The 26,692-nt window shown below is 67.8% G+C and carries 25 protein-coding genes and 1 pseudogene; 16 read left to right on the top strand and 10 right to left on the bottom strand.

Annotated elements, in window-relative coordinates; translation table 11 throughout:
* Positions 1–23 precede the first annotated feature (23 nt).
* Positions 24–620, bottom strand: coding sequence for a serine/threonine protein kinase (locus tag V7060_RS00560; RefSeq protein ID WP_334177652.1), 597 nt, complete (start codon positions 618–620; stop codon positions 24–26).
* A gap of 128 nt (positions 621–748) precedes the next feature.
* Here V7060_RS00560 and V7060_RS00555 point away from each other — a divergent pair, with 128 nt between their 5' ends.
* Positions 749–2,767: a VTT domain-containing protein gene (locus V7060_RS00555; protein WP_334177324.1), complete on the top strand. Its 2,019-nt coding sequence runs from the start codon at positions 749–751 to the stop codon at positions 2,765–2,767.
* Between the two features lie 19 nt (positions 2,768–2,786).
* Here the strand turns inward: V7060_RS00555 and V7060_RS00550 are convergent, their stop codons facing one another.
* The 4 genes from V7060_RS00550 to V7060_RS00535 form a co-directional block, all read right to left on the bottom strand.
* On the bottom strand, positions 2,787–3,362 hold the full coding sequence (locus V7060_RS00550; protein WP_334177323.1) for an LON peptidase substrate-binding domain-containing protein: 576 nt from the start codon (positions 3,360–3,362) through the stop codon (positions 2,787–2,789).
* A 10-nt stretch (positions 3,363–3,372) separates the two neighbouring features.
* On the bottom strand, positions 3,373–4,746 hold the full coding sequence (gene mpl, locus V7060_RS00545) for a UDP-N-acetylmuramate:L-alanyl-gamma-D-glutamyl-meso-diaminopimelate ligase (protein ID WP_334177322.1): 1,374 nt from the start codon (positions 4,744–4,746) through the stop codon (positions 3,373–3,375).
* Between the two features lie 48 nt (positions 4,747–4,794).
* On the bottom strand, positions 4,795–6,504 hold the full coding sequence (locus tag V7060_RS00540; protein WP_334177321.1) for a cellulase family glycosylhydrolase: 1,710 nt from the start codon (positions 6,502–6,504) through the stop codon (positions 4,795–4,797).
* 144 nt (positions 6,505–6,648) lie between these two features.
* Positions 6,649–7,227, bottom strand: a complete 579-nt coding sequence (locus tag V7060_RS00535) for an adenylate kinase (protein WP_334177320.1) — start codon at positions 7,225–7,227, stop codon at positions 6,649–6,651.
* 121 nt (positions 7,228–7,348) lie between these two features.
* Here V7060_RS00535 and V7060_RS00530 point away from each other — a divergent pair, with 121 nt between their 5' ends.
* From V7060_RS00530 to V7060_RS00515, 4 genes are all read left to right on the top strand, one after another.
* Positions 7,349–8,605 carry a 6-phosphofructokinase gene (locus V7060_RS00530; RefSeq protein ID WP_334177319.1) on the top strand — a complete coding sequence of 419 codons (1,257 nt, stop codon included), beginning with the start codon at positions 7,349–7,351 and terminating at the stop codon, positions 8,603–8,605.
* 7 nt (positions 8,606–8,612) lie between these two features.
* Positions 8,613–9,005 (top strand): DUF488 family protein, encoded by a 393-nt coding sequence (locus tag V7060_RS00525; protein WP_334177318.1) that lies wholly within the window; start codon positions 8,613–8,615, stop codon positions 9,003–9,005.
* A gap of 69 nt (positions 9,006–9,074) precedes the next feature.
* Positions 9,075–9,209 carry a hypothetical protein gene (locus V7060_RS00520; RefSeq protein WP_334177317.1) on the top strand — a complete coding sequence of 45 codons (135 nt, stop codon included), beginning with the start codon at positions 9,075–9,077 and terminating at the stop codon, positions 9,207–9,209.
* A gap of 38 nt (positions 9,210–9,247) precedes the next feature.
* Entirely contained in the window at positions 9,248–9,616 is a 369-nt protein-coding gene (locus V7060_RS00515) for a DUF4440 domain-containing protein (RefSeq protein ID WP_334177316.1), read from the top strand.
* On the opposite strand, the gene V7060_RS00510 is transcribed toward V7060_RS00515, so the two are convergent.
* A complete protein-coding gene (locus tag V7060_RS00510; RefSeq protein WP_334177651.1) occupies positions 9,613–10,089 on the bottom strand; it encodes a hypothetical protein in 477 nt (158 codons plus the stop codon). The genes V7060_RS00515 and V7060_RS00510 overlap by 4 nt on opposite strands.
* A gap of 305 nt (positions 10,090–10,394) precedes the next feature.
* Here V7060_RS00510 and V7060_RS00505 point away from each other — a divergent pair.
* Positions 10,395–12,422, top strand: a pseudogene (locus V7060_RS00505) (sodium-translocating pyrophosphatase); the annotation flags it as partial.
* Between the two features lie 60 nt (positions 12,423–12,482).
* Entirely contained in the window at positions 12,483–12,818 is a 336-nt protein-coding gene (locus V7060_RS00500; RefSeq protein ID WP_334177650.1) for an OmpA family protein, read from the top strand.
* A gap of 262 nt (positions 12,819–13,080) precedes the next feature.
* Here the strand turns inward: V7060_RS00500 and V7060_RS00495 are convergent, their stop codons facing one another.
* Positions 13,081–13,620 (bottom strand): hypothetical protein, encoded by a 540-nt coding sequence (locus V7060_RS00495; protein ID WP_334177315.1) that lies wholly within the window; start codon positions 13,618–13,620, stop codon positions 13,081–13,083.
* 469 nt (positions 13,621–14,089) lie between these two features.
* A complete protein-coding gene (locus tag V7060_RS00490) occupies positions 14,090–15,118 on the bottom strand; it encodes a LysR substrate-binding domain-containing protein (RefSeq protein ID WP_334177314.1) in 1,029 nt (342 codons plus the stop codon).
* A gap of 129 nt (positions 15,119–15,247) precedes the next feature.
* Between V7060_RS00490 and V7060_RS00485 the strand changes: the two genes are divergently transcribed.
* From V7060_RS00485 to V7060_RS00450, 8 genes are all read left to right on the top strand, one after another.
* Complete coding sequence (locus V7060_RS00485; RefSeq protein ID WP_334177313.1) at positions 15,248–15,475, top strand: hypothetical protein; 228 nt, start codon at positions 15,248–15,250, stop codon at positions 15,473–15,475.
* Positions 15,472–15,903 (top strand): hypothetical protein, encoded by a 432-nt coding sequence (locus tag V7060_RS00480; protein WP_334177312.1) that lies wholly within the window; start codon positions 15,472–15,474, stop codon positions 15,901–15,903. Before V7060_RS00485 ends, V7060_RS00480 begins: the two co-directional genes overlap by 4 nt.
* Positions 15,904–15,908: 5 nt before the next feature.
* Positions 15,909–16,706 carry an SDR family NAD(P)-dependent oxidoreductase gene (locus V7060_RS00475; RefSeq protein WP_334177649.1) on the top strand — a complete coding sequence of 266 codons (798 nt, stop codon included), beginning with the start codon at positions 15,909–15,911 and terminating at the stop codon, positions 16,704–16,706.
* 125 nt (positions 16,707–16,831) lie between these two features.
* Entirely contained in the window at positions 16,832–18,037 is a 1,206-nt protein-coding gene (locus V7060_RS00470) for an efflux RND transporter periplasmic adaptor subunit (protein ID WP_334177311.1), read from the top strand.
* 124 nt (positions 18,038–18,161) lie between these two features.
* Positions 18,162–21,332: a multidrug efflux RND transporter permease subunit gene (locus V7060_RS00465; RefSeq protein ID WP_334177310.1), complete on the top strand. Its 3,171-nt coding sequence runs from the start codon at positions 18,162–18,164 to the stop codon at positions 21,330–21,332.
* Positions 21,333–21,363: 31 nt separating this feature from the next.
* On the top strand, positions 21,364–22,113 hold the full coding sequence (locus tag V7060_RS00460; protein WP_334177309.1) for an SDR family oxidoreductase: 750 nt from the start codon (positions 21,364–21,366) through the stop codon (positions 22,111–22,113).
* The gene (locus V7060_RS00455) at positions 22,107–23,525 is read left to right on the top strand and encodes an efflux transporter outer membrane subunit (RefSeq protein ID WP_334177308.1); all 1,419 of its coding nucleotides are present in this window, start codon (positions 22,107–22,109) and stop codon (positions 23,523–23,525) included. Before V7060_RS00460 ends, V7060_RS00455 begins: the two co-directional genes overlap by 7 nt.
* Positions 23,526–23,608: 83 nt before the next feature.
* Positions 23,609–24,190 carry an acyloxyacyl hydrolase gene (locus V7060_RS00450; protein ID WP_334177307.1) on the top strand — a complete coding sequence of 194 codons (582 nt, stop codon included), beginning with the start codon at positions 23,609–23,611 and terminating at the stop codon, positions 24,188–24,190.
* A 153-nt stretch (positions 24,191–24,343) separates the two neighbouring features.
* Here the strand turns inward: V7060_RS00450 and V7060_RS00445 are convergent, their stop codons facing one another.
* Together V7060_RS00445 and V7060_RS00440 are read right to left on the bottom strand one after the other, a co-directional pair.
* A complete protein-coding gene (locus tag V7060_RS00445) occupies positions 24,344–24,868 on the bottom strand; it encodes a lipocalin family protein (RefSeq protein WP_334177648.1) in 525 nt (174 codons plus the stop codon).
* 127 nt (positions 24,869–24,995) lie between these two features.
* Positions 24,996–25,349 carry a BON domain-containing protein gene (locus tag V7060_RS00440; protein ID WP_334177306.1) on the bottom strand — a complete coding sequence of 118 codons (354 nt, stop codon included), beginning with the start codon at positions 25,347–25,349 and terminating at the stop codon, positions 24,996–24,998.
* A 177-nt stretch (positions 25,350–25,526) separates the two neighbouring features.
* Here V7060_RS00440 and V7060_RS00435 point away from each other — a divergent pair, with 177 nt between their 5' ends.
* Complete coding sequence (locus V7060_RS00435) at positions 25,527–26,567, top strand: oxidoreductase (protein ID WP_334177305.1); 1,041 nt, start codon at positions 25,527–25,529, stop codon at positions 26,565–26,567.
* The last annotated feature ends 125 nt before the right edge of the window (positions 26,568–26,692 follow it).

The following is a 26,692-nucleotide window of genomic DNA, read 5'->3' as shown; positions in this document are numbered from 1 at the left end:
GGGTTGGCGCGAGAATGACGGGTTCACGGTTTCGGCCCCTGCCCTTCGTTGTCTTCCCACTTCAGCAGGCGACGGGTGATGAAGCGATAGACCGGCTTGCCGGTGCGGAACCAGAGGTCGCGCAGCCATGAGGTGCGTTTCAGCACGCGTCTTTCGACGGGCGTGATCGACGTGGCGCAATACATGCGCTTGTGCTTGAGCAGGTGGCGCAGATCCTGCCGCGCCAGCAGCCGCATCCAGCGCGAGCGCGGATCGCCGCGGGTGGCGAGCTGGAAATCGATGATGGCCGGGCGGCCATCAGCCAGCACCAGCCAGTTCGCTTCCTTGGCCAGGTCGTTGTGGGCGATGCCGCGGCGATGCAGTTGCTGCAGCAAGCGGCGGGCCGCACGGAAGTAGGCCAGGTCGCCGTGCGGCGGCCGCTGGTACATCGCCGCGCCTTCCATGTAGCTGCGGTCGAGGCGGCGACCGGTCCAGTCGAGCAGTTGCGGGACGTCGGCCATGCCGGCGACCTGGCGCAGGGCCAGTGCCTCGCGCCGCGCCAGCCACCAGGCCGGCAGCCGCAGCCACAACGGAACGTGCGCAAGGTCGCGCCGCACGAACGGACCCTCCGGTCCCTGCATCAACGAGATACGGCCGAAGCTGTCGGCCTTGAGTGCAGCAATTTCGGAAGGCGAGCGCAAGTCCACCCGGTCATTCTACGTCCATAGGTCGCAGACGCGGGTCATGTACCGCCGCCTATAATCCGGCGATGGAAGCCTCCTGGTTCGACAACCTGCTGGCCTGGATCAGCGCACATCCCGTGGCCGCGGGGCTGGTGATCTTCGCGATCGCGTTCTGCGATGCGGTGATCATCCTCGGCGCCATCGTGCCGGCGCTGCCGCTGCTGTTCGCGGTGGGCGTGCTGATCGGGCTGGGGGAGATTTCCGGCCCCTATGCGGTCATCTGCGCCACGCTGGGCGCGCTGATCGGCGATGCGACCAGTTACTGGGTCGGCCACCGCTGGGGCCAGCAGCTGCGCACGGTGTGGCCGTTCCGCAAGTACCCGCAGTTGCTGGACCGTGGCGAGATCCTGTTCCGCCGCAATGCGTGGAAAAGCATCTTCATCGCGCGCTTCGTCGGTCCCATCCGCCCCTTCGTGCCCGCGGTCGCCGGCATCTCGCGCATGCCCATGCGCCGTTACCTGGTGGCGAGCGGCGCGGCCTGCATTGCGTGGGCCGCGGCCTTCCTGCTGCCGGGCTGGGTACTGGGCCATGCCTACGACGCGGTCGCTGCCGTGGCCGGCCGGCTGGCGCTGGTGCTGGGGCTGCTGGTGCTGGTGATCGCGCTGGCCTGGGCGGTGGTGCTGTACACGTATCGGTGGTTCGCCGCGCATGCGGACGCGCTGCTGGCCCGCGCACTGGCGTGGTCGCACGCGCATCCGGTGCTGGGCCGCTACACGGCGGCCGTGTTCGAGCCGGCGCGGCGCGAGTCGGTGCCGCTGGCGCTGCTCGCCATCCTGCTGCTGGGCATCGTCTGGGTCTGGTTCGCGTTCCTCATCATCGTGATCGGCCACGGCGAACCGCTGGCGATGGACCTGTGGGTCTACGAACTGATGCGCGCCCTGCGCAATCCACTGGCGGACTATCCGCTGGCGGCGATCGCCTCGCTCGGCGACGAACAGGTGCTCGCGCCGGCCTCGCTGCTGGTGCTGGGCTACCTGTGCTGGCGCAAGCGCTGGATGGCGGCCGGGCACTGGCTGGCGGCGCTGGCGTTCGGTCTCGCGCTGACGGCGTGGCTCGGCGCATCGGTCGACATCCCCAAACCCCCCAGTGTCAGCAGCGGCTTCGGTTTCCCGTCCATCGCGGTGACGATGTCGACGATCACCTTCGGCTTCTTCGCGGTGCTGATCGCGCGCGAGTTGCCGGGGCGCACGCGCGTCTGGCCCTACCTGGTCTCGGGCGTTGTGGTGGCGCTGATCGGCTTCGCGCGCATCTACCTGGGCGCGCACTGGCTCAGCGACATCATCGGCGGCATGCTCTTCGGCCTGGTCTGGCTGCTGGTGCTTGGCATCGCCTACCGCCGGCGCATGGTGCGTTCGTTCTGGATCAAGCCGATCGCCTGGCTGTTCTACGGCAGTTTCGTGCTGGCCGGGCTGTGGCATGCGCCGCGCAACGTCGAACGCATGCTGGCGCAGTTCCAGGCCCCGGTGATCGAGCGCACCGTCGCCCTGCAGGACTGGTGGAGCGAGGGCTGGCAGTCGCTGCCCGCGCGCCGCAACGAGTTCGATGACGAACAGCGCTGGCCGCTGGACGTGCAGGTCGCCGGTCCGTTGGCGCCGCTCAAGACGACGCTGGCGGCCGCCGGTTGGCGCGAGCAGCCGCAGGCGGGCTGGCAGGAAACGTTGAACCTGCTCGACAGCGATCTGCCCGACGACCAACAGCCCGTGTTGCCGGCGACGCTGGACACCCGCGCGGAAAGCCTGTTGATGCTGCGCAAGGGCGACCAGCCCGGCGAGGTGTACGTGCTGCGCCTGTGGCCCGCCGATACGCGCCTGCAACCCGGCGAGGTGCCGTTGTGGATCGGCAGCGCGCAGGTGCTGCAGCAACAGCGCGCGTTCAACCTGGTGCGCCTGTGGCGACCGCTGCGCGAGGCACGCACGGCGCTGGATGCGGTGACGCAGGCGACGTCGGACCTCGATCACGCGATCGCGCCGCATCCGGATTCGGGATTGCCGGTGTTGCGCCTGCGTACCGATGGCGAGCCGACCCTGCCACAAGCGCGTCAATGACGTGGTTGTAGGAGGGGCGTCAGTCGATCCACTCCAGCAGGCGCTGCAGGCGGGCATGCACGTCGTCTTCCTGCAGGATCGACACGCGCTGCTCGGGGGTGATCGGCAGCACGTCGGCCAACCGCCACCCTACCCAGGCCGCGCGCTCGAAGACCCGCGGCGGCAGCTTGCCCAGGTCGGTGCCCGCCTTCTCCATCATGGTCTGCAGCAGGGTGCCGAGCAGGGCGTGCTCGGGGCGGATCTCGCCGTCCTGGTCGGCGCGCAGCCACTCCACGTCCGCCATCACCAGGCCGTTATCGCGCACCCGCGTGCGCACCGCATGGAAGCGGCGATGGCCGCGCACGCGCAACGACAGCAGGCCATCGTCGCCCATGTCGAAATTCTCGATCCGCGCTTCGACGCCGTAGGCGGCCGGCGTGGCCGGCGCACCGGCTTCGCTGCCGTCCAGGATCAGGCAGACGCCGAATCCGCGCTCCGCACGGCCGCAGTCGCGCACCAGGTCCAGGTAGCGGCGCTCGAAGATGCGCAGGTCCATCGCGGCGCCGGGCAGCAGCACCTTGTGCAACGGGAACAGCGGCAACGATTCGTGCGCCATGCCGACCGTATCAACCCTGCAGTGCCGCCAGGAAGCGTCGCGGTGCGTCGTCGAATCCACCGTTGGACATGAACACCACGTGGTCGCCGGGACGCGCCTGCGCCTTCAGCGCTGCGATCAGCGCGTCGGCATCGGGCACGCTACGGGCATCGCCACGGATGGCGCCGACGACTTTCGCCGCATCCCATGCCAACTCTTTGCGATGCAGGAAGACGACCGCATCGGCGATATCGAGCGACGGTGCCAGCGCGTCGGCATGCGCACCCGAGCGCATCGAATTGCTGCGCGGTTCCATCGCCACCACGATGCGCGCATCACCGACACGCGCACGCAGGCCTTCCAGCGTGGTGTGGATGGCGGTGGGATGGTGGGCGAAGTCGTCGTAGATGGTGATGCCGTCGTGCTGGCCGATCACTTCCAGCCGCCGTTTCACGCTGCGGAACGACGCCAGCGCAGGCAGCACGGTACTGACGTCGACACCGACCGCGTGGCAGGCGGCCAGCGCCGCCAGGCCGTTGAGCACGTTATGCCGGCCCAGCATCGGCCAGTGCACCTCACCGATCTCGATGCCGTGGTGGCGCACGGCGAAGGCGCTGCCGTCGTCGCGGATCAGGCGCGCGCTCCATTCCAGGGAGGCATCGGACGCGCAGTCGTAGAGCCCGAAGCGCTCCACGGGCGTCCAGCAGCCCATCGCCAGCACCTCCGCTAGGCGCGCGTCCTCGCCGTTGACGATCAGGCGGCCGCGACGCGGCACCGTGCGGACCAGGTGGTGGAACTGGCGCTGGATCGCGGCCACGTCCGGGAAGATGTCGGCGTGGTCGTACTCCAGGTTGTTGAGGATGGCGACCAGCGGGCGGTAGTGGACGAACTTGCTGCGCTTGTCGAAGAACGCGGTGTCGTATTCGTCCGCTTCCACCACGAACTCGCGTCCGCCGCCGATGCGCGCCGATGCGCCGAAATCCTCGGCCACGCCGCCGATCAGGAAGCCGGGCGAACGGCCCGCCGCATCCAGCAGGTAGGTCAGGATGGTGGTGGTGGTGGTCTTGCCGTGCGTACCGGCGACGGCCAGCGTGTCGCGGCCCGGCAGCACGCGTTCGGACAACCACTGCGCGCCCGAGATATAGCGGCGGCCCTGGTCCAGCACCGCTTCCACCGCCGGGTTGCCGCGCGACAGCGCGTTGCCGATGACGATCTCGTCGCAGTCGGGCGCGATGTTCTGTGGCTGATAGCCCTGCGCCAGCGCGATGCCGAGCGTTTCCAGCTGGGTCGACATGGGCGGGTAGATGGCCTGGTCGCTGCCTTCGACGGTGTGGCCAAGTTCGCGGGCCAGGGCGGCCACGCCGCCCATGAAGGTGCCGGCGATGCCTAGGATGTGGATCTTCAAGACGGGACTTCCGGGGAAACTGCGCAGACTTTAGCCGAGCGCGCCCGGTCAGCGCGAGAAGCGCAGCGTCCGCAGATCGACGGTGCCGCTCTCACCCTTCACCACCAGCGTGTTGCGGCCCGGCGCCAGCACCAGGCCACGGAACCCGCGCGCCCTGTCCACGGCGTTCACCAGCGTGCCGTTGAGCACCAGCGACACGCGCCCCTTGCCCTGCCCGTCCAACGCCAGCCGGTAGGACCCGCCTGCGCCCGCGTCGAAGGTGTACTTCAACCATTCACCGCGCTGCAGGCCAGCGACGTACAGCTGCCCATCGGCGCCCTTGCCGAGGTCGACGCCATCGTTGCGGTACGTCATCGCCGGATTCCACACCACCCGTTCGCCGCCATCGGAGATGTGGTGATTGGCCGGCGTCAGGTCGTGGTAGGCCACACCGTTGCGGCCCATGTCGAAGTCCACCGCAGCGATCGTGCCCCCTTGCACATCGATCCTGTGCGCCTTGAACGGCACCGACTGGTCCGAATGCGGTGCGCGGAACAGCGCATCGATCACGTCCGGATGCTGCACGTTGTTGTCGTAGCGCACATCCTCGGTGGCGAAGCGCATCAGCGCGGCTTCGGCGGCCTGCGCTGACGGCCGCGGCCCCTCGCCCTTCCAGTAGGCCAGCACCTGCCGGTAGCCCTCGTTCGGCATTACCTGCAACGGGTTGTTGTAGCGGATCTTCTTCAGCGGCCACCACGCCCAGCCGATGCCCTCGCCTTCCACCAGCGCGACGGTGCGCGCGAACCAGTCGTTGGAGTTCTCGCCGGTCTCGCCCAGCCACAGGGGCATGTCGTGCTTGTCGCGCAACGCCAGCGAGTCGGCGATGCTCTCGCGGGTGGTGACGTTCCAGTACTTGTGAAAGCTGATCACCAGGTTGTCGTCCCACGGCCCGTCGTCGAGCACGCCGCGGTAGTTGTTGCCCCAGCAGTTGCCCTCGATGACGATGACGTGGCGCTTGTCGACTTCGCGGATCGCTCGCGTGGTGCGCACCAGCAGGTCCTTCAGCGGCGCGTTGCCGTCCTCCTTGCACCCGTTCGTGTCGGCCTTGTCGGCGAAGCCCCAGTTCGGCTCGTTGATGAGGTCGTAGGCGGCGATGTACGGCTCGTCCTTGTAGCGCTGCGCCAGTCGCTTCCACAGCGCGACCATCTTGTCCTGGTGGCGTCGGTCCTCCCACAGCGAGGGCGTCGCGGGATCGCGGTCGGCGATGTTGTGGTCGTTGCCCTGCCCGCCCGGCGCGGCGTGCAGGTCGAGGATCAGGTACAGGTCGTTGGCCTTGGCCCAGGCCAGCAGGTCGTCGGTGCGGCGGAAACCTTCCTCCAGCCACGTCTGCCGGCCGGCCACCGGCTCCTGTTCCACCGGCAGCGTGTACAGCGCGTAGTGCATGGGCAGGCGCACGGCGTTGAAGCCCCAGCGCCCCATGGCGTCGATGTCGGCCTTGGTGGTGTGGTTGTCGCGCCACGCCTGGTAGAACGCGTCCGCCTTCTCCGGGCCGATCAGGTCGGCGATGCGCGCATGGATGCTGCGCTGCGTGCCTATGCCATCGATGTCGAGCATGTAGCCTTCCTGCAACATCCAGCCGCCCAGGCCCATGCCGCGCAGGATCACCGGCTTGCCGCCGGCATCGACGATCCGCGCGCCCTGCGTGCGCAGGAAGTCCTTGGCCTGCGCCATCGGCGACAGCAACAGGCAGGCGAACAGCAGGCAGGCGATGCGCTTCATCGACGACTCCGGATGGTCCCTCGGCAACCGGACCATAGCAGCGCCGCCCCGGGCATCGCGATGCATGCGGTCACCGCTCCCGCAAAAAGCAGAAGCCCCGCGTGGGCGGGGCTTCTGAGGATCATGCGAGGTGCGGAACGGACGTCAGCCCACTTCCTTGGCCGGCGTCAGCGCCTCGGTGACACGGGTGAATACCTCGTCCAGCGAGCCGACGCCGTCGACGACGGTCAGTTCACCCTGCTGGCGATAGAAGTCGATGACCGGCGCGGTCTGGTCGGTGTAGACCTGCAGGCGCTTGCGTACCGATTCCGGATTGTCGTCGGCACGGCCTTCGGCCTGGGCGCGGCCGGCGATGCGCTCCACCAGCAGTTCGGTAGGCACCTCCAGCTGCACGGCGAAGTCGAACTTCTGGCCCAGCTTGGCCAGCAACTGACCCAGCGCCGCAGCCTGCACCAGGTTGCGCGGGTAGCCGTCGAGGATGAAGCCCGCCTTCGTGTCGTCACGGGAGAAGCGGGCTTCCAGCATGCCGAGCAGGATGTCGTCGCTGACCAGCTCGCCGCGCGCCATCACTTCCTTGGCCTGCAGGCCGAGCGGGCTGCCGGCGGCGACTTCGGCACGCAGCAGGTCGCCGGTGGAGATATGCGGTACCTGCAGGTAGTCCTTCAGGCGCGCTGCCTGAGTGCCCTTGCCCGACCCGGGTGGGCCCAGTAGAACCAATCGCATGCTGTAACTCCCGAAACTGGAATCCTGCGAGCGGTGGATCGCGCCATGCGCTTCGCGCCGCGCTGCACCGCGTCATCTATGTGAAGCTTACCGCATCCCCGCACCCCGGAACGAACCCCACATGGCGTCTGGCACCCTACTTTATGCGCAGTCCGGCGGTGTCACCGCCGTCATCAATGCCTCCGCTTCGGCGGTCATCACCGAGGCGCGCGCCCGGAAAATCAAGGTTTTGGCCGCGCGCAACGGCATTCTCGGCGCATTGCGCGAGGAACTGATCGACACCAGCAAGGAGTCGGCGGCCGCCATCCGCGCCCTGGCCCATACCCCGGGCGGCGCCTTCGGCAGCTGCCGGGTCAAGCTGAAGTCGCTGGAGGCCGACCGCGCCAGGTACGAGCGCCTGCTGGCCGTGTTGAAGGCGCACGACGTGCGGTACTTCCTCTACAACGGCGGCAACGATTCGGCCGACACGGCGTGGAAGGTCTCGCAGCTGGCGCAGGCCTTCGATTACCCGCTCACCTGCATCGGCGTGCCGAAGACCGTCGACAACGACCTGGCCGTCACCGATACCTGCCCAGGCTTCGGTTCGGCCGCCAAGTACACGGCCGTCTCCTTGCGCGAGGCTGCGCTCGACGTGGCCGCGATGGCGGAAACCTCGACCAAGGTGTTCGTCTACGAGGCCATGGGACGCCACGCGGGCTGGCTGGCTGCGGCCGCCGGCCTGGCCGGGCAGACCCGCGACGAGGCGCCGCACCTGATCCTGTTCCCCGAACGGCCGTACGACGAAGTCGATTTCCTCGCCCAGGTGAAGAAGACGGCGGAGCGCGTGGGCTGGTGCGTGGTGGTGGCCAGCGAAGGCATCCAGTACGCGGACGGCCGCTTCGTCGCCGATGCCGGCGGCGGCAAGGATTCGTTCGGCCATACGCAGCTTGGTGGCGTGGCCTCGTATCTCGCCGGCCGCGTGAAGGACCAGCTGGGCCTGAAGGTCCACTGGACCCTGCCCGATTACCTGCAGCGCTCGGCGCGCCACATCGCCTCGAAGACCGACTGGGAGCAGGCGCAGGCCGTCGGCAAGGCGGCGGTGCAGTTCGCCCTGAAGGGACAGAACGCGGTGATGCCGGTGATCGTGCGCACCTCAGACGCCCCGTTCCGCTGGAAGATCGAGGCCGCGCCGCTGTCGAAGGTCGCCAACCACGAGAAGAAATTCCCGCCGAACTTCATCCGCAAGGACGGCTACGGCATCACCGACAAGGCGCGCACCTACCTGCAGCCCCTGATCCGCGGCGAGGCCTATCCGCCCTACGGCACCGACGGCCTGCCGAAGTACGTCGCACTGAAGAACGTGGCGGTGAAGAAGAAGCTGCCCGCCTGGGAAGGTTGACCGGGCAGTGACCGTCCGCATCGTCCGCCTAGGCAGCCCACGCACGAAGGACGAAGGCCTGCGCATCGGGACGGTGCGCAGGCCGCCACGTGGCGTGCCGAAGGCCGAGTTCGCCTCGCAGGACTGGTACGACGTCTGGTACCCCAACCTCGCACCCAGCGCGGCACTGGTGAAGGAGGCGCAGGACGCGGATACGCCCAAGGCGTGGACTGCCTTCATGAAGAAGTACCGCGCCGAGATGGCCACGCCCGACAACGCGCGCACGCTGGACCTGCTGGCGGCGCTGTCGCATGCCAGCCACTTCTCGGTCGGCTGCTACTGCGAAGACGAAGCGCATTGCCATCGCTCGGCGCTGCGCGAGTTGCTCGCGGAACGCGGCGCCGCCATCCGGGCGGGATGACTTCAGGCACCGTCGCGGCTTCCGCACCGGTGCTAGCGTGACGCCATCGCCCCGCCACCGGAGTCCTCCATGTTCCGCAAGGTGCTCATCGGCATGCTCGCCGTCGCCATCGGCCTCGCCATCGCCGGCGCTGGCTACCGTTTCGGCCAATACCTGGCCCAGAAGGACCATGCAGGCCAGGCGCGCGCACCGGCCAGCACCTGACGCTTCAAGCGGCACCGGGGGCAGGCTAGGCTTGCACGATGGACAGCCTGCTCGCCGAACTCACGGCCCTGGAAACCGAACTCCACCATCCCGGCGCGCGTTGCACGCGTGAAAGGCTGGAACGCCTGCTGCATCCCGACTTCCACGAAGTCGGCCGCTCGGGCAATCGCTACGTGCGGCAGACGGTCATCGATTTCCTCGCCGCGCGAACACAGCTTCCAGAGGTGATCGCTGGCGACCACCGCGTCGAATCACTGACGCCGGATATCGCCCTGCTGCACTTCCGCTCGCACGAGACAGGCCCCGCTGGCGTTCCCGTCAACGGTGCACTGCGCGTCTCTGTGTGGCGGCGTACCACGATGGGTTGGCAACTGTCGTATCACCAGGGCACGCCAGCAGCCGGTTAGCGGCAGGCCTTGCCTTCGACCTCGAGCTTCGCCGCGAACAGGGTCAGCGACGGCGCCTGCGCGGCGGTGCCGGCCTGCTGCTTCGCGTCCTGCAGGTAGATGCGCGACTGGCCCTGGCCGTCGAGCGGCGGCGGCGCGGCACTGCCCGGCTTGCGCCAGACGCGCACGACCGCCTGTTGTGATGGGCAGGCGGCATTCGGTACGCGGATCACGTCGTTGAGTTTCCAGCCCGCCGCGATCGATGGCTTCGCCTTGTCGAAATCGACGAAGCGCGCGCGCGGCTGGCATTGCGGGCTGGTGCGCACGGGTGCATAGCGATACGGCTGTGCGGCGTCGCCGGTGAACGCGCCTTCCAGCCGCGCGCACGCCTCCGGGATCTGCCGCAGGCTGTGCACCGCGCCGACGGCCTGCGGCGTGGCGGCCGGGCGCTGGATTTCCGGTGCGGGATCGGCCGCATGGGCCGCCGACGCCATCACCAGGCATGCGGCGAACAAACAACGTGCGACGGGCTGACGCATGGCAACTCCTTGAAACGGATACGGAAACACGAGCAGGGTCGCAAGGCTGGCACGAAATGCCTGAACCGGTCCGTCACCGCTGGCGGCCTGCAGCGCATCCGGTCATACTCGGGCCAGCTCCAGGGATGTCTGAACAAGGGTTTCGTGCTGCAGTCCATCGCGGCGGTCGAGTGCGCTCAATCGTTCAACAGGCTCCACCAGGATTGGGTTGCGTGTTCATGCTTTCTGCTGGACGACATCCATCTACCTTGGGAGGGGTCATGCTGGAACAACACGGTTTGACGCTGGCGCTGATCTGCGCCGGCGTGGCGATCATCTACGGCGTGGTGGCTGCGCGCTGGATCCTGAAACAACCCGCGGGCAACGCCCGCATGCAGGAAATCGCGGCGGCCGTGCAGGAAGGCGCCAGCGCCTACCTCAACCGCCAGTACACCACCATCGGCATCGCAGGCATCGTGCTGCTCGTGCTGATCGGCTTCTTCGTGTCCTGGGCCAGCGCCATCGGCTTCCTGATCGGTGCGGTGCTGTCGGGCGCCGCCGGCTACATCGGCATGAACGTGTCGGTCCGCGCCAACGTGCGCACCGCCGAGGCCGCCAGCAAGGGCATGAGCGCGGCGATGGACGTCGCCTTCAAGGGCGGCGCCATCACCGGCATGCTGGTCGTCGGCCTGGGCCTGCTGGGCGTGGCCGGCTACTACGCGGTGCTGCATCTCCACATGGGCTACACCCAAGCGGACGCGCTGCACGCGCTGGTCGGCCTGGCCTTCGGCTCCTCGCTGATCTCGATCTTCGCGCGGCTGGGCGGCGGCATCTTCACCAAGGGCGCCGACGTCGGCGCGGACCTGGTGGGCAAGGTCGAGGCCGGCATCCCCGAGGACGACCCGCGCAACCCGGCGGTGATCGCCGACAACGTCGGCGACAACGTCGGCGACTGCGCCGGCATGGCGGCTGACCTGTTCGAAACCTACGCGGTCACCATCATCGCGACCATGCTGCTCGGCAGCCTGATGATCGCGCAGGCGGGCGAGCACGCGGTGCTGTACCCGCTGGTGCTCGGCGGCGTATCGATCATCGCCTCGATCATCGGTGCGATGTTCGTGAAAGTAAAAGCCGGCGGCTCAATCATGGGCGCGCTGTACAAGGGCGTGATCGTCTCGGCGGTGCTGGCGGCGATCGCGTTCTATCCCATCACCACGCAACTGATGGCCGACTCATCGTACGGCGCGCTGAACCTGTACTTCTGCGCCCTGGTCGGCCTGGTGCTGACGGGCGTGATCGTGTGGATCACCGAGTACTACACCGGCACGCAGTACGCGCCGGTCAAGCACGTCGCCGCGGCATCGACCACCGGCCATGGCACCAACATCATCGCCGGCCTCGGCGTATCGATGCGGTCGACCGCGTGGCCCGTCGTGGCGGTGTGCATCGCGATCCTCGGCGCCTACGCGCTGGGCGGCCTGTACGGCATCGCCATCGCCGCCACGGCCATGCTGTCGATGGCCGGCATGATCGTGGCGCTGGATGCGTACGGACCGATCACCGACAACGCCGGCGGTATCGCGGAAATGGCGGAACTGCCGCCGGAGATCCGCAACATCACCGACCCGCTGGACGCGGTCGGCAACACCACCAAGGCGGTGACCAAGGGCTATGCGATCGGTTCGGCTGCGCTCGCGGCGCTGGTGCTGTTCGCCGACTACACGCATAACCTGCAGACCGCACATCCGGGCACGGTGTTCACCTTCGACCTGTCCAACCACCTGGTGATCGTCGGCCTGCTGATCGGTGGCCTGATCCCCTACCTGTTCGGCGCGATGGCGATGGAAGCCGTGGGTCGTGCGGCGGGCAGCGTGGTGGAGGAAGTGCGCCGGCAGTTCCGCGAGATCCCCGGGATCATGGCGGGCACCGCCAAGCCGGACTACAGCCGCGCGGTCGACATGCTGACCAGGTCGGCGATCAAGGAAATGATCGTGCCCTCGCTGCTGCCCGTGGTCGTACCGATCATCGTCGGCCTGCTGCTGGGTCCGCAGGCGCTGGGCGGCCTGCTGATCGGCACGATCGTGACGGGTCTGTTCGTCGCCATCTCGATGACCACCGGCGGCGGCGCGTGGGACAACGCCAAGAAGTACATCGAGGATGGCCACCACGGCGGCAAGGGCAGCGAAGCGCACAAGGCCGCGGTCACCGGCGACACCGTCGGCGATCCCTACAAGGACACGGCCGGCCCGGCGATCAACCCGCTGATCAAGATCATCAACATCGTCGCGCTGCTGCTGGTACCCGTGCTGCCGGTCAACGGCTGGCTCGGCAGCGTCACGTCGTCGGAGGTGGCCGCTCATACGGCACCGATGACGACCGGCGACGTCGTGGAGGGCCGCAGCGCACGCATCCTGTTCGACAGTGGCTCGGCAGTCGTTCCCTCGGACACCAGCGTACGGATGTCCGGCGTACTCGGCACGCTGGGCGCCGAACCTGGCACGCACGTGCGCGTCTCCGGCTTCCACGATGCCAGCGGCGATGCCGCCGCCAACGAGGCCCTGGCCAAGCAGCGCGCCGAAGCCATCCAGCAGTGGCTGGTGGTGAACGGCGTGTCGGTCGAGCGCATCACGCTGGACAAACCGGCGCAAACCACCGGCAGCGGGAATGCCGACGAGGCGCGACGTGTGGATGTGGTGGTGGAATAGCCGTAGCGGCGTGACGTACGAAGAAGGGCGGCCATTGGCCGCCCTTTTTTTCTTTATCGGAGCGACGTAATTGTTCGCTGTGGGAGCGACGTAAGTCGCGAGCGGATGCCATCCGTGCACGCAAGCTGGATTTCCAGATACGCAAGGCGAATGACCTGATCCGATCTGTCGCCGCCTGCGCAACCCTTCCGAGCGCGCCGGCCGTGCGTTCGCGACTTACGTCGCTCCCACAACAGTGGTCTCCCGCAACAGACGCCCCGGATCAGGACGTCGGCTGCAATGCCACCACGCGCACGTCCACATCCTTGCAGGCATCGTCCTTGCAGATGCCGTTTACCCATGCCTCGCCGTTGCCGAACATCACGCCCTTGTAGTTGACCATCAGCTGCGAATACTTCTGCCGCTTGATCGCGTCGGCGATGGCCGGCGTCATGATCCGGTCGTACTCGCGCACGAAGGCGTCCGCGTCGGCGATCTTCAGTGGCTGCCCATCGCGCACGGTGGCGAACGGATAGTTCACCAGCGCGGCCACGGCGGCAGCGTCGTTCGCTGCGACAGCCTGCTGCAGCTGGCGGATCACGGCTTCGTAGCGGGCGTGGTCGCCCAGTACGTCGTCGATGGTCTGGTTCACCGCCAGCGGATCATCGACGACCTCGGCCACGGGCGGCGCCGGCGCTGCAGCGCCGGACGGCGTCTCTGCCACCGGCATGGTCGCCTGTGCGGGCGTCGACGCGGGATCGGGATCGGCGGGCGTGCAGGCGGCCAGCCACAGTGCCGCGAAGGCGGCCATCGGTGTCTTCATCGTGCGGATTCCTGGTCAGGTGGAGACGCGGTGCGGCAGTCCGTCCATGGCGACAACCCAACTCCGGGCGATGCGGACCCATCCTAGCCAGCCCCGCGTCGGCTTGCGTTCGGGAATCGTTAGCGCGAGGCTTCCGGACTTCGCTCGCCGCGCGGCTTGCGCTACGCAGCATCAGCGCCGTCGTCCCAGCGAACGCTGGGACCCATTTCGCCTTTACCTATGCTCGTAAGCAGCCGCAGCACATGCAAGCGACCCTGGAGCTCAGCTTGCGCCGGAATGACATCCCGGAGGCCGCTCTGTGTGATCCAGATTTCCAAACACTCACCGACGCTCGGCGTGCCCTATTCAATCGCAGCACAGTCGTCCCCGCGAACGCCGGGACCATCTTGCTCCGCTGTGTTCGAACGACGAAAAGCCAATGGATCCCAGCGTTCGCTGGGATGACGAAGGACAGCCACACGCGCTTCTCTCAACTCAGCACATCGGCCAACACCTTGCGTCCCACCGCCGCCGCGGCTTCCGCTTCCGGCGTGGCTTCCGCCGCCGCACGCGCCTCGGCCTGCTGCTGCAGGTACACCGGGCAGTGTTCCATCATGTAGTCGACGTCGAACTTCATCCGCTCGACCAGGAAGTCGACGAAGGCGCGCACCTTCGGCGACTGCACGTGCCCGCGCGGGAACACGGCGTTGAACTCGTACTCCGGACCGGTCCAGCCGGCAAGCACGCGCTGCAGGTGCCCCTGTTCCAGGTAGGGCTTTACCATCACGTCGGCGCCGAGCATCAAACCTTCACCGCACAGCAGCGCGCCCTTGAGCGCGGCGGGATCGTTGGCGACCAGGATCGGGTTGATCGGGTAGTCGTGCTCGCCGTTGGCATCGCGCAGTTCCATGGCCCACGCGTTGCCGCGGCGGTTCTTCGGCATGGCCAGCACCCGATGGTGCTGCAGGTCGTCCGGGTGCAGCGGTTCGCCGTAGCGCGCCAGGTATTTCGGGCTGGCGTACACCTGCGTGCGCAGCGTGCTGAGGCGACGCGCGACCAGATTGGAATCGGGCAGGTTGCCGATGCGCAGCGCGACATCGATCTCGCCGGAGATCAGGTCGAGCGTGTCGTTGGCGAGCAGCATCTCCACGCGAATCTCCGGGTACTGCGCGTGGAATTCGCCCAGCAGCGGCGAGATCTTGTCGATGCCGATGGAATACGGCGCGGTGAAGCGCAACCAGCCGCGCGGACCGGCATGCAACTGGCTGACCGCGCTCGCGGCTTCGTTCAATTCGCGCGCGATGCGCTGGCAGTGCTCGTAATAGATGTTGCCGGCTTCGGTGAGGCCCAGCTTGCGGGTGGTCCGGTGCAGCAACTGCGCACCCAGGCGCGTCTCCAGTTCCTGCACCTTGCGGCTTACCGTGGTCTTCGGCAGGCGCAGCACATTGGCGGCGGCGATGAAGCTGCCCTGCTCCACCACCTTGACGAAAATCAGGGTGTCGTTGAGATCGTGGCTCATCTGAGTCTCCAGTAGGCGACGGACACATTGGCCCGCTGACGGGATGATTATTCCCCTAAATCAGGACTAATCAAGTCCTCATTGGGGGCGTAACGTGGCGTCCATGGTCCTCCACCGGGTCTCGCCACCATGCTGTTCGCCCGCTTCCTCCAGTCGCTGGAGCATCCCGAAGACACTGCAGGATCCCCGTATCCACGGGCTTTCAGCCGCGGCAAAAGCCTGCTGGCACATGACATTTCAAGCCATGTCGCCGCACCGCGCTCGCAGCGTGGCGGCGTGGTAGGTGGCGGACGCCGTCTCGGTAAGCTGATGCCGGCATTCGGGATTATCCCGACCACGGGAGGATTCATCCCATGAGCGGGACACTCGCCCGCTGCCTTCCGACGAACGGCGCGGCGGCCACCGCAGACGCCCATCGTGCCCCGCCGCTGCGCCTCGGCACCTGCCAGGCGTTCGTGGCCCCGGTCCCGGATGGCACGCAGGATCAGGCAACCGCGCAACAGGATCCGGATATCGCGGTGACCGTGCCGGTCGACAGACTGGCGTCCATGCCCGTTTCCCTTCCGACTGCCGTCCTGCGCTGGCTGCGTGCCGTTGCCAGCACGCTGGCCGAACGCTTCCGCAAGCCGAGCGACCCGTCGTCGTCCTCCCCCGCGACGGGTCGTTCGGCGGTGCGCGCGCCCTTCGCCGGCACGCGCGCCAGCTTCCGCGAGTTCACGCTGCCGCGCTCCGTGGCCCATGCCGACACGCGCCGCGCATCGCTGCCGGAGCGGACCGCTCCGTGAACACGATGAAGGACACGCTGACGCCGGGCGCACTGGTCCTGGGCGCGAGTGGCAACGTCGGCTTCGGCGTGGTCGGCGCGCTGCTTGAAGCCGGCAGTCCCGTGCTTGCCGTCGGTCGCGAAGGACCGCGCATGAGCGCGCTGGCCGAGCACTTCGAGGACGAACCCGGCCTGCAACTGTTGTATTCGCCGTGCATCCACGACGACCGCGGCGCCGCGCGCCTGGCCGACGAGGTACGCGAACGCGGCCGCCCGCTGCGCGCGGTGTTCGCCAGCATCGGCACGCCGCTGCAAGCGGGTCGCCTGCTGGACCGTCCGGCCTCGTTCCTGCTGGAGAAGCTGGAAGCGGACCTGATCCCGCACCTCGCCGCGGCGCGGCACCTGCTGCCGCTGCTGTCGGAAAGCCAGACCGCAGCGAACTACGTCCTGATCGGTGGCCCGTATGCCGAGCGCGGCTGGTCCGGTTACGGCCACGCCTCGGTCACCGGCGCGGCGGTGCGCATGCTGACCCAGGTGCTGCACGAAGAAGCGCAGACACTCGGCGTGCGCGTGCAGCTGCTGTCGGTCGACAAGCCGGTCTGCACGCCGGAGAACGCGATCAATGCCTGCGCCGAATGGCCGAACGCGCTGGCGGTCGGGCGCAGCGCGGTGTCGCTGCTGTCGCGCAACGACCGCGCGTCGCAATCGATCGTCCCCTGGTCCGCGCGCGACGCGAAGCCGCCGCAACAGACCGTGGCCTGCGATTTCGAAGGGGCGCTGTGGGCGGTTGCCGGTGCGCGCCGCGACGGCCGCGCTTCCGCCTGACTGTCACGCCGCCGGCCATCGCCCCGTCCTTGCCCCGAATGCTCCGACCCCGGCTTGACCTCAACCACGCTTCAGGCCGCACCGTGTCCACCCGCTTTTTCCTCTCCCCCAAGAGACCACCACCCATGAACATCCAGTCCTTCGTCCCCCCGCGTGCGCCTCGCCTGCTGGCGCTGGGCGCCTTCAGTGTCCTCGCCCTCGCCGTGCTGGCGGGCTGCAGCGGCCAGGCCGCCGAACACGGCGCGCCCCCGCCGCCGCAGGTCAGCGTCGCCGCGGTGCCGGTCAAGTCGATCAGCCAGTGGGACGAGTTCAGTGGCCGCATCGAAGCCATCGAACACGTCGACCTGCGTCCGCGCGTGTCCGGCTACATCGACCGCGTCGTCTTCACCGAAGGCCAGGAAGTCAGGAAGGGCGACGTGCTCTTCACCATCGACGCGCGCAGCTACCGCGCCGAACTGGCGCGTGCGCAGGCCGAACTGGCCCGTGCGCGCACCCAATCCGAACTGGGCCGCAGCGAAGCCGCGCGCGCCAAGCGCCTGGCCGACCTGCAGGCGTTGTCGACCGAAGAGTACGAACAGCGCCGCGCCAACGCCGACCAGGGGCAGGCGAATGTCGCCGCCGCGCAGGCCGCCGTCGAAAGCGCGCGCCTCAACCTGGAATGGACCCAGGTACGCGCGCCCATCGATGGCCGCGCCGGTCGCGCGCTGGTCACCGCCGGCAACCTGGTCAGCGCCGGCGATGCCGCCAGCGTACTGACCACGGTGGTGTCGCTGGACAAGGTGCACGTGCACTTCGATGCCGACGAGCGCGCCTTCCTGCGCTACGCCCAGATGGCCCGCAAGGGCGAACGCCCCAGCGAACGCGGCGGCAAGGTCCCGGTGCAGATCGCACTGGCCGACGAAAGCGGCTTCCCGCATGCGGGCGTCGTCGATTTCCTCGACAACCAGGTCGACCGCAGCACCGGCACCATCCGCGCCCGCGCCGTGCTGGACAACGCGGACCGTGTGTTCACGCCCGGCCTGTACGCCCGCGTGCGCCTGCTCGGCAGCGGCGAGTTCAAGGCCGCGCTGGTCGATGACAAGGCCGTATTGACCGACCAGGACCGCAAGTACGTCTATGTGGTCGACAACGAAGGCAAGGCGCAGCGCCGCGACGTGCAGGTGGGCCGCATGTCCGATGGACTGCGCATCGTCGAACAGGGCCTGGCGGCCGGCGACAAGGTCATCGTGAGCGGCGTGCAGAAGGTGTTCTTCCCCGGCATGCCGGTGCAGGCGAAGGCCGTGGCGATGGGCGCGGCCGACACGCCCGTCGCGGCAGTCGCCATGAAGTAACCGGTACGTCATTCCCGCGCAGGCGGGGGTGACGGTAGTGGCATACGACGCGAATCCCGATTCCCACCACGGTCCAGCCGGACGGTGGTCAGCCCTCTGCATCTCCCATCCAGGAAATCCACCCATGGACTTCTCCCGTTTCTTCATCGACCGGCCGATCTTCGCCGCCGTGTTGTCGATCGTGATCTTCGCCGCCGGCCTGATCTCGATCCCGCTGCTGCCGATCGGCGAATACCCCGAAGTGGTGCCGCCGTCGGTGGTCGTCCGCACCGTGTATCCCGGCGCCAACCCGAAGGTGATCGCGGAAACCGTCGCCACGCCGCTGGAGGAAGCCATCAACGGCGTCGAGGACATGATGTACGTCAAGTCCGTCGCCGGCTCCGACGGCGTGCTGCAGCTGACCGTGACCTTCAAGCCCGGCACCGATGCCGACGAGGCTGCGGTACGCGTGCAGAACCGCGTGGCCCAGGCGCAGGCGCGCCTGCCCGAGGACGTGCGCCGGCAGGGCGTGACCACGCAAAAGCAGTCGCCGGTCTTCCTGATGGTGGTGCACCTGATCTCCAAGGACGGCAAGTACGACTCGCTGTACCTGCGCAACTACATGCGCCTGCACGTCAAGGACGAACTGGCGAAGATCGCCGGCGTCGGCGACGCGCAGCTGTTCGGCGGCGGCGACTACGCCATGCGCCTGTGGCTGGACCCGGACAAGGTCGCCGCGCGCGGCATGACCGCCAGCGACGTGCTGCGCGCCGTGCGCGAGCAGAACGTGCAGGTCTCGGCCGGCCAGCTGGGCGCCGAGCCGATGCCGAACGGCAGCGACTTCCTGCTGCCGATCAACGCCAAGGGCCGCCTGGAGACCGTCGAGGAATTCGGCGACATCGTGCTGAAGGCCGGCAACGACGGCGAGATCGTGCGCCTGGCCGACGTGGCCCGCATCGAGCTGGCCGCCGGCGACTACACGCTGCGGGCGCGCCTCAACGGCCAGAACGCCGCGGCCGTCGGCATCTTCCAGGCACCGGGCGCGAACGCGCTGCAGATCCGCGACGCCGTCGTCGCCAAGATGGACGACGTGCGCAAGACGCTGCCGCCGGGCGTGGAGATCACCTCGGTGTACGACACCACGGTGTTCGTGCGCGATTCGATCACCTCGGTGGTGACCACGCTGCTGGAAGCCACGCTGCTGGTGGTGCTGGTGGTGATCCTGTTCCTGCAGACCTGGCGTGCCTCGATCATCCCGCTGCTGGCCGTGCCCGTTTCGGTGGTCGGCACCTTCGCGGTGCTGTACCTGCTGGGCTATTCGATCAACACGCTGACGCTGTTCGGCCTGGTGCTGGCCATCGGCATCGTGGTGGACGATGCCATCGTGGTGGTGGAGAACGTAGAGCGCCACATCGAACATGGCGCCACCCCGCTGGAAGCCGCGCACCTAGCGATGAAGGAGGTCTCCGGACCGATCATCGCCATCGCGCTGGTGCTGTGCGCGGTGTTCGTGCCGATGGCGTTCCTGACCGGCGTCACCGGCCAGTTCTACAAGCAGTTCGCGGTCACCATCGCCATCTCCACGGTGATCTCGGCGATCAACTCGCTGACCCTGTCGCCGGCGCTGGCCGCCAAGCTGCTGAAATCGCACGACGCGCCGAAGGACGGCCCGTCGCGCCTGATCGACCGCCTGTTCGGCTGGCTGTTCCGTCCGTTCAACCGTTTCTTCAACCGCAGCTCGCAGCGCTATGAAGGCGCGGTCTCGCGTGCGCTCGGCAAGCGCGGCGCCGTGTTCGCGGTCTACATCGTGCTGTTGATCGGCGCAGGCGTCATGTTCAAGGCGGTGCCGGCCGGCTTCATCCCGGTGCAGGACAAGCTGTACCTGATCGCCGGCGTGAAGATGCCGGAAGGCGCATCGATCGAACGCACCGACGCCGTGCTGAAGAAGATGACCGCACTGGCGATGGAAGTGGAAGGCGTGCAGGACGAGATCGCCTTCCCCGGCCTGAACCCGCTGCAGTTCACCAACACGCCCAACAACGGCGTGGTGTTCTTCAACCTCAAGCCGTTCGGCGAGCGCAAGAACAGCGCCGAGCAGATCACCGCCGAACTCAACCAGAAGTTCGCCGGCATCGAGGAAGGCTTCACCTTCGCTTTCATGCCGCCGCCGATCCAGGGCCTGGGCAACGGTTCCGGCTGGTCGCTCTTCGTCGAGGACCGCACGCGCCTGGGCTACGGCGAGTTGCAGAGCGCGGTGCAGGCGTTCCAGGGGGCGGCCTCGCAGACGCCGGGCCTGGGCTTCCCGATCAGCAGCTACCAGGCCAACGTGCCGCAGTTGGATGCCGAAGTCGATCGCGTGAAGGCGAAGGCGCAGGGCGTGCCGCTGACCGAACTGTTCGACACGCTGCAGACCTACCTGGGTTCGGCCTACGTCAACGACTTCAATATGTTCGGGCGTACCTGGCAGGTCATCGCGCAGGCGGACGGGCAGTTCCGCGACGACGTCGAGGACATCGCCAACCTGCGCACCCGCAACGCCAACGGCGAGATGGTGCCGATCGGCAGCATGGTCAGCGTCAAGCAGACCTATGGTCCGGACCCGGTGATCCGCTTCAATGGCTACCCGGCCGCCGACCTGCTGGGCGAAGCCGACCCGCGCGTGCTGTCCTCGGGTGAAGCGATGGCCAAGGTCACCGAGCTGGCGCAGCAGGTGCTGCCGACCGGCATGGGCATCGACTGGAGCGACCTGAGCTACCAGCAGGCCACCCAGGGCAAGGCGGCGCTGGTGGTGTTCCCGCTGGCGGTGCTGCTCGCGTTCCTGGTGCTGGCTGCGCTCTATGAAAGCTGGACGCTGCCGCTGGCGGTGATCCTGATCGTGCCGATGACGCTGCTGTCGGCACTGGCCGGCGTGTGGCTGGTCGGCGGCGACAACAACGTGTTCGTGCAGGTGGGCCTGGTGGTGCTGATGGGCCTGGCATGCAAGAACGCCATCCTGATCGTCGAGTTCGCCCGCGAGTTGGAACTGCAGGGCAAGGGCATCGTGGAATCGGCGCTCGAGTCCTGTCGCCTGCGCCTGCGCCCGATCATCATGACGTCGGTGGCATTCATCGCCGGCACCGTGCCGCTGGTGCTGTCCAGCGGTGCCGGCGCCGAGGTGCGCTCGGTCACCGGCATCACGGTGTTCGCCGGCATGCTGGGCGTCACCCTGTTCGGCCTGTTCCTGACGCCGGTGTTCTACGTGGCCCTGCGCAAGCTGGCCAACCGTCCGCTGGTGTCCCACGCCCCCGTCGCCGGCACAGCGACGACGCACGCCTGATCCACTCCCCTTACCCAACCGAGGTCATGCCATGAACACTTCTTCCAAGATCGCACTCGTCACCGGCGCCACCCGCGGCATCGGCCGCGAAACCGTGCGCCAGCTGGCCGACGCCGGCGTGCACACCCTGCTGGCCGGCCGAAGCCGCGACAAGGCGGTCGAAGCCGCGCTCGACCTGCAGTCGCAGGGCCTGCCCGTCGAAGCCATCGCGCTGGACGTCACCGATTCCGCCAGCATCGCCGCCGCCGTCAAAGAGGTCGAACAGCGCCACGGCCGGCTCGATATCCTGGTCAACAACGCCGGCATCATGGTCGACGATGCGACGAAGGGCGTGTCCGGCCAGTCGCTCGACACCTGGCGCACCACGTTCGACACCAACGTGTTCGGCCTGATCGAAACCACCCAGGCCTTCCTGCCGCTGCTGCGCAAGTCGAACGCCGGCCGCATCGTCAACGTGTCGAGCCTGCTCGGCTCGCTGTCCGAGCACCAGAATCCCGCGTCCTTCATCTACGGGTTCAAGGGCGTGCCGGCGTACAACGTGTCCAAGAGCGCGGTCAACGCGTGGACCATCCACCTGGCGCACGAGCTCCAGGACACCGGCATCAAGGTCAACACCATCCACCCGGGCTACGTGCAGACCGACATGAACAAGTCGGGCGACCAGCAGAACGGCGAGTTGTCCGTGCCGGAGGGCGCGCGCACCAGCGTGCAACTGGCGCTGATCGCCGACGACGGCCCCACCGGCGGTTACTACTACTTCGACCAGGTGTTGCCATGGTGATCCGTCCGCTCGTCATCGGCGTCGCGGCCGCGCTGCTGGCCGGCTGCGTGACCGTCGGCCCCGACTACGCGGCCCCGCAGACCGCACCGGCCACGTTGCAGCAGGCCGGTGCCGTCGACTACGTGGCCGACCATCCGGTCGCCACGTGGTGGAGCCAGTTCGACGATCCGGTGCTCGACCAACTGGTGCGTGAAGCCCTGCTGGCCAACCTGGACGTGCGCATCGCGGTGTCGCGCGTCAACGAAGCCCGCGCGGTGTTCTCCGAACGTCGCCTGGACCTGGCGCCGCACGTCACGATGGGCGTGGAGGGCACGCACAGCAAGCAGCCGGTCGAAGGCCGGGGACGCGTGGAAACGGACAGCTACTCGGCCGGCTTCGATGCCGCATGGGAACTGGACCTGTTCGGGCGCGTGCGCCGCAATGCCGAGGCCGCGCATGCGGACCTGCAGGCGCAGCGTAACGACCTGCAGGCGATGCAGGTCACCGTGGCGGCGGAAGTGGCGCGCAACTACTTCGAGTTGCGCGGCACGCAGAAGCGGCTGGACGTATCGCGGCGCATCCTGCAGACGCTGGGTGAAACGCAGCGCCTGACCGAGTCGCGCTTCGACCTGGGCGCGGGCAGCCAGTTGGAAGTGCAGAGCAGCCTGGCCCGCGTGCGCGCGGTCGAAGCCGAGGTGCCGATGCTGGAGGCGATCGAAGGCCAGTCGCGCCATCGGCTCGCCGTGCTGGTCGGCCAGCGTCCTGGCGAACTGGACACGCTGCTTCTCGCGCCGCGCGAAGCACCGGCCTTCGCCAAGGCGTTGCCGATAGGCGACACCACCGAACTGTTGCGCCAGCGCCCGGACGTGCGCGCCGCCGAGCGTCGCCTGGCGGCGGCCACGGCGCGTGTCGGCGTGGCGACGGCGGACCTGTTCCCGCGGGTCAGCCTGCGCGGCTTCATCGGCTTCCTGTCGGGCGGTTGGGGCAACCTGGTCAATGGCGACAACCGCGCGTGGCAGGTGACGCCCTCGATCAGCTGGGCGGCGTTCGACATGGGCAGCGTCCGCGCCCGCCTGCGCGCGAGCGAGGCGCAGGCCGATGGCGTCGCGGCGCAGTATGAAAAAGCCGTGCTCGGCGCTCTGGAGGAAACGGAAAACGCACTGCTGTCGTATGCCAAGCAACAGGCCCAGCTGAAACTCAGGCTGGAACAATCCGTTGCCGCCCGCCGCGCAGCAGAACTGGCCGAAGTCCGGTATCGTGCCGGCTCGTCGGACTTCCTCACCCTGCTGGACGCACAACGCACGCAACTCGCGGCGGACGATGCGCTGGCGCAGGCCGAGGCCGGTGTCAACGTCGGCGTGGTGACGATCTACAAGTCGCTGGGCGGCTGGGGCGAGCAGGACGTGGCCCCCGCGCTCGCGGCGCTGCCCTGATCCGTCGCCGTCACGCCGTCTTTTCGTTATTGCATCGCATGCTGCGCCCACGGGCGCAGCCCACCCCTGATCGAGTGTCATCCGTGTCCGCTGCACATCCTCTTGCCCCGCTCATCCCGTCCATTCCCTCCCTGTTTCCGCGCATCGCGCCCCGGCTCGCCCTTGGCGCCGTGCTGGCCGTCGCCTGCACGCAGGCGTTCGCCACCGAACCCCGCACCGCCTGGTATGTGCAGGGCGGCGTAGCCGAAGACGCGCAGTCGTTGACCGTCGGCGCGAGCCGCGACTGGCGCTGGGAAAAGCAGTACCGCTATGGCCATGTCAGCGGCCAGTGGCAGGGCGAGGTCGCCCGCTGGCACAGCGACAGCGAGAACAGCACGCAGGTCGGTTTCACCCCCGCGCTGCGATGGCGCCCGAACGGCTGGCGCGAAGGCTGGTTCGTCGAAGGCGGCATCGGCGTCAACGTCATCTTCCCCAAGTACGACACCCGGGTGAAGGAGTTCAGCACCACCTTCAACTTCGGCGACCACATCGCCATCGGCAAGCGGTTCGGTGCAGACCGGCAGCACGAATGGTCGCTGCGCTTCCAGCACTTCTCCAATGCGCGCATCGAGAACCCGAACCCGGGCGAGAACTTCCTGCAGTTTCGGTATACGCGCAGGCTGTAAGCGGGGCAGTGCCTTTTGTAGGAGCGACGTAAGTCGCGACCGGAAACCAAAAACACTCCGGCACCTGTCCGGGCGCGGCTTCCGACAACACCTTGGTACTCACGCCGTGCGGTCGCGACTTACGTCGCTCCTACAACGACGCTACCTCGATTCCTATCGCAGCGGCGCCGCCATGACCAGCGGCTTCAGGTCGTAGCCCATCGTCTCGGCCTTCGCCTTCAACTGGTCGAACAGCGCGCGATCCATGGTCGGCTCGCGCGACAGGATCCACAGGTAGTCGCGATCCGGCTCACCGACCATCGCCCACTGGTAGTCGGGATCCAGCGCGATCACCCAGTAGTCGGCCCACACCATCGGCAGCCAGGACAGCCAATCGGGTGCGAACCGCACCTCCAGCCTGCCGGGATGACCTTCGACCGGACGCGCCACGCCCTGGGACTGGTCCATGCTGCCGTCCTTCGTGCGGCACGCATTCAACACGCCGATCTTGCCGGGCGCGTCCAGCGAGTAGCGCGCCGTGATGTCGCCCACGCACTGGCGCTGGAAGAACATCGGCAGGTGCGCGATCTCGTGCCACTGTCCCGCATAGCGGGATATCTCGAGCTGCGGTACCGACGTCACCGGCGTGGCGGCATGCGTGGACCACGCGGCCACGGCGAGCACGGCGGCAACGGTCATCCGGATCAGGCATCGGCTCATCGGTCGCTCCCTGGCGATGGAATGGGAGGGCGCTTACGCCCCGGACAGAGAAACGGATGCACCCTGCATCGGCGTGCATCCGCTTCGTGCCACACCCTGGACGGGTTTACTTCGAGGCGAGCGTCAGGCCACTGGCCTCGACGGACTTCACGCCCTTGATCTGCTTGGCCACGGCGATCGCCTTGTCCTTCTGCGACGTGTTGGCGACCGCGCCCGACAGGGTCACCACGCCATCGACGGTTTCCACCTTGATGTCCAGACCCGACACGTTCTCGGTGGCCAGCAGGTCGGCCTTCACCTTGGTGGTGATCCAGGTGTCGGTCACCGGCTGGCTGGAATCGTTCTGTGCGTTCTCTTCCGGCTCGTTCGGCGGGTTGGCGGCCATCACGTGGGCGGAGGAAAAGAGCAGGGCCGTCGTCATGGCGGCGGCCAGCAGCGAACGGGTGCGTACATGATGCATGGCAGTTCTCCTTTCGTTTCGATGTAGTGGGGCCGAGTGTCGGCGCGTGGCCGTACAACACGCGTGAAAGGCCGCGCCATCGTTCAGGTGGGTGTTGCGCGGCATTCACGCATGTGCACGCGTGATCAACGCACGTCGGGCACGTAAGATGGCCGCGGACACCGGGAATCGAACACCATGCCTGCTCCACTCAACGTCGCACTGGTCGGCTACGGCTTCGTCGGCAAAGTCTTCCATGCACCGCTGATCCAGGGGACACCTGGCCTCGTGCTGCACACCGTGGTCTCGCGCGATGCCGGCAAGGTCCATGCCGACTGGCCCGACGCACGCGTCGTGGCGGACGCGTCGCAGGCCTTCGCCGATCCGGCCCTCGATCTCGTCGTCATCGCCTCGCCGAATGCCTCGCATGCGCCGCTGGCGATCGCCGCGCTGGCGGAAGGCAGGCATGTGGTGGTGGACAAGCCTTTCACGGTCACACTGCGGGAAGCGCGTGCCGTTGTCGAAGCCGCACGACACGCCGACCGCCTGGTCAGCGTGTTCCAGAACCGTCGCTGGGATGCGGATTTCCTGACGTTGCAGCGATTGATGGCCGACGGAACGCTAGGGCGCGTGGCGGAGTTCCACTCGCACTTCGACCGCTTCCGCCCCACCGTGCAGGACCGCTGGCGCGAGCGCGATGAACCGGGCGGCGGCCTCTGGTACGACCTCGGCCCGCACCTGCTCGACCAGGCCGTGCAGCTGTTCGGTCTGCCACGGGCGATCACGTGCGATATCGCCCACCTGCGCGACGGCGCGCGGGCGGCGGATTATTTCGATGCCACGCTGCACTACCCGCACCATCGTGCCCTCCTCCACGCCGGCACGCTGGTTGCCGGCAACGGTCTGCGCTTCGCCGTGCATGGCACGCGAGGCAGCTACCTCAAGCATGGCCTGGACGTGCAGGAAGACCAGCTGCGGGCCGGCGTGGCGCCGGGTGCGCCGGGCTGGGGAATGGATACGCGCGCCGGCGAACTCGTACAGGAATACGACGGACGCCTGGTCGCCGACATCGCACACGCCGAGGTCGGCGACTACCGCCGCTACTACGCCGGCATGCGCGACGCGATCCTGCTCGGGCACCCGGTGCCGGTGACGCCACAGCAGGCCATCGATGTCATGCGCCTGATCGAACTGGGCGTGCAGAGCAGCCAGGAGCGGCGGGAGATTCCGCTGAACTGACGCAGGCTCGCCCGGAACGCCCGATGTGGGAGCGATGTAAGTCGCGATGCTCTTTGTTGGTTGGCAGAGGACGCTGAAGCATGCAGGCATCCAGGCCGACGGGTCTTCCATCGCGACTTACATCG

This window comes from Pseudoxanthomonas sp. (assembly GCF_036845285.1).
In the GTDB taxonomy this organism is placed as follows: domain Bacteria; phylum Pseudomonadota; class Gammaproteobacteria; order Xanthomonadales; family Xanthomonadaceae; genus Pseudoxanthomonas_A.
This window is presented reverse-complemented; position numbering and strand designations above follow the sequence as displayed.

Excerpts from the sequence above, each read along its gene's own strand:
- V7060_RS00560 (WP_334177652.1), bottom strand. The coding sequence starts at position 620 with ATGCAGGGACCGGAGGGTCCGTTCGTGCGGCGCGACCTTGCGCACGTT.
- V7060_RS00555 (WP_334177324.1), top strand. The coding sequence starts at position 749 with ATGGAAGCCTCCTGGTTCGACAACCTGCTGGCCTGGATCAGCGCACAT.
- V7060_RS00550 (WP_334177323.1), bottom strand. The coding sequence starts at position 3,362 with ATGGCGCACGAATCGTTGCCGCTGTTCCCGTTGCACAAGGTGCTGCTG.
- V7060_RS00540 (WP_334177321.1), bottom strand. The coding sequence starts at position 6,504 with ATGAAGCGCATCGCCTGCCTGCTGTTCGCCTGCCTGTTGCTGTCGCCG.
- V7060_RS00535 (WP_334177320.1), bottom strand. The coding sequence starts at position 7,227 with ATGCGATTGGTTCTACTGGGCCCACCCGGGTCGGGCAAGGGCACTCAG.
- V7060_RS00530 (WP_334177319.1), top strand. The coding sequence starts at position 7,349 with ATGGCGTCTGGCACCCTACTTTATGCGCAGTCCGGCGGTGTCACCGCC.
- V7060_RS00520 (WP_334177317.1), top strand. The coding sequence starts at position 9,075 with ATGTTCCGCAAGGTGCTCATCGGCATGCTCGCCGTCGCCATCGGCCTC.
- V7060_RS00515 (WP_334177316.1), top strand. The coding sequence starts at position 9,248 with ATGGACAGCCTGCTCGCCGAACTCACGGCCCTGGAAACCGAACTCCAC.
- V7060_RS00510 (WP_334177651.1), bottom strand. The coding sequence starts at position 10,089 with ATGGCGTCGGCGGCCCATGCGGCCGATCCCGCACCGGAAATCCAGCGC.
- V7060_RS00500 (WP_334177650.1), top strand. The coding sequence starts at position 12,483 with ATGACGACCGGCGACGTCGTGGAGGGCCGCAGCGCACGCATCCTGTTC.
- V7060_RS00495 (WP_334177315.1), bottom strand. The coding sequence starts at position 13,620 with ATGAAGACACCGATGGCCGCCTTCGCGGCACTGTGGCTGGCCGCCTGC.
- V7060_RS00490 (WP_334177314.1), bottom strand. The coding sequence starts at position 15,118 with ATGAGCCACGATCTCAACGACACCCTGATTTTCGTCAAGGTGGTGGAG.
- V7060_RS00485 (WP_334177313.1), top strand. The coding sequence starts at position 15,248 with ATGCTGTTCGCCCGCTTCCTCCAGTCGCTGGAGCATCCCGAAGACACT.
- V7060_RS00480 (WP_334177312.1), top strand. The coding sequence starts at position 15,472 with ATGAGCGGGACACTCGCCCGCTGCCTTCCGACGAACGGCGCGGCGGCC.
- V7060_RS00475 (WP_334177649.1), top strand. The coding sequence starts at position 15,909 with ATGAAGGACACGCTGACGCCGGGCGCACTGGTCCTGGGCGCGAGTGGC.
- V7060_RS00470 (WP_334177311.1), top strand. The coding sequence starts at position 16,832 with ATGAACATCCAGTCCTTCGTCCCCCCGCGTGCGCCTCGCCTGCTGGCG.
- V7060_RS00465 (WP_334177310.1), top strand. The coding sequence starts at position 18,162 with ATGGACTTCTCCCGTTTCTTCATCGACCGGCCGATCTTCGCCGCCGTG.
- V7060_RS00460 (WP_334177309.1), top strand. The coding sequence starts at position 21,364 with ATGAACACTTCTTCCAAGATCGCACTCGTCACCGGCGCCACCCGCGGC.
- V7060_RS00455 (WP_334177308.1), top strand. The coding sequence starts at position 22,107 with ATGGTGATCCGTCCGCTCGTCATCGGCGTCGCGGCCGCGCTGCTGGCC.
- V7060_RS00445 (WP_334177648.1), bottom strand. The coding sequence starts at position 24,868 with ATGACCGTTGCCGCCGTGCTCGCCGTGGCCGCGTGGTCCACGCATGCC.
- V7060_RS00440 (WP_334177306.1), bottom strand. The coding sequence starts at position 25,349 with ATGCATCATGTACGCACCCGTTCGCTGCTGGCCGCCGCCATGACGACG.
- V7060_RS00435 (WP_334177305.1), top strand. The coding sequence starts at position 25,527 with ATGCCTGCTCCACTCAACGTCGCACTGGTCGGCTACGGCTTCGTCGGC.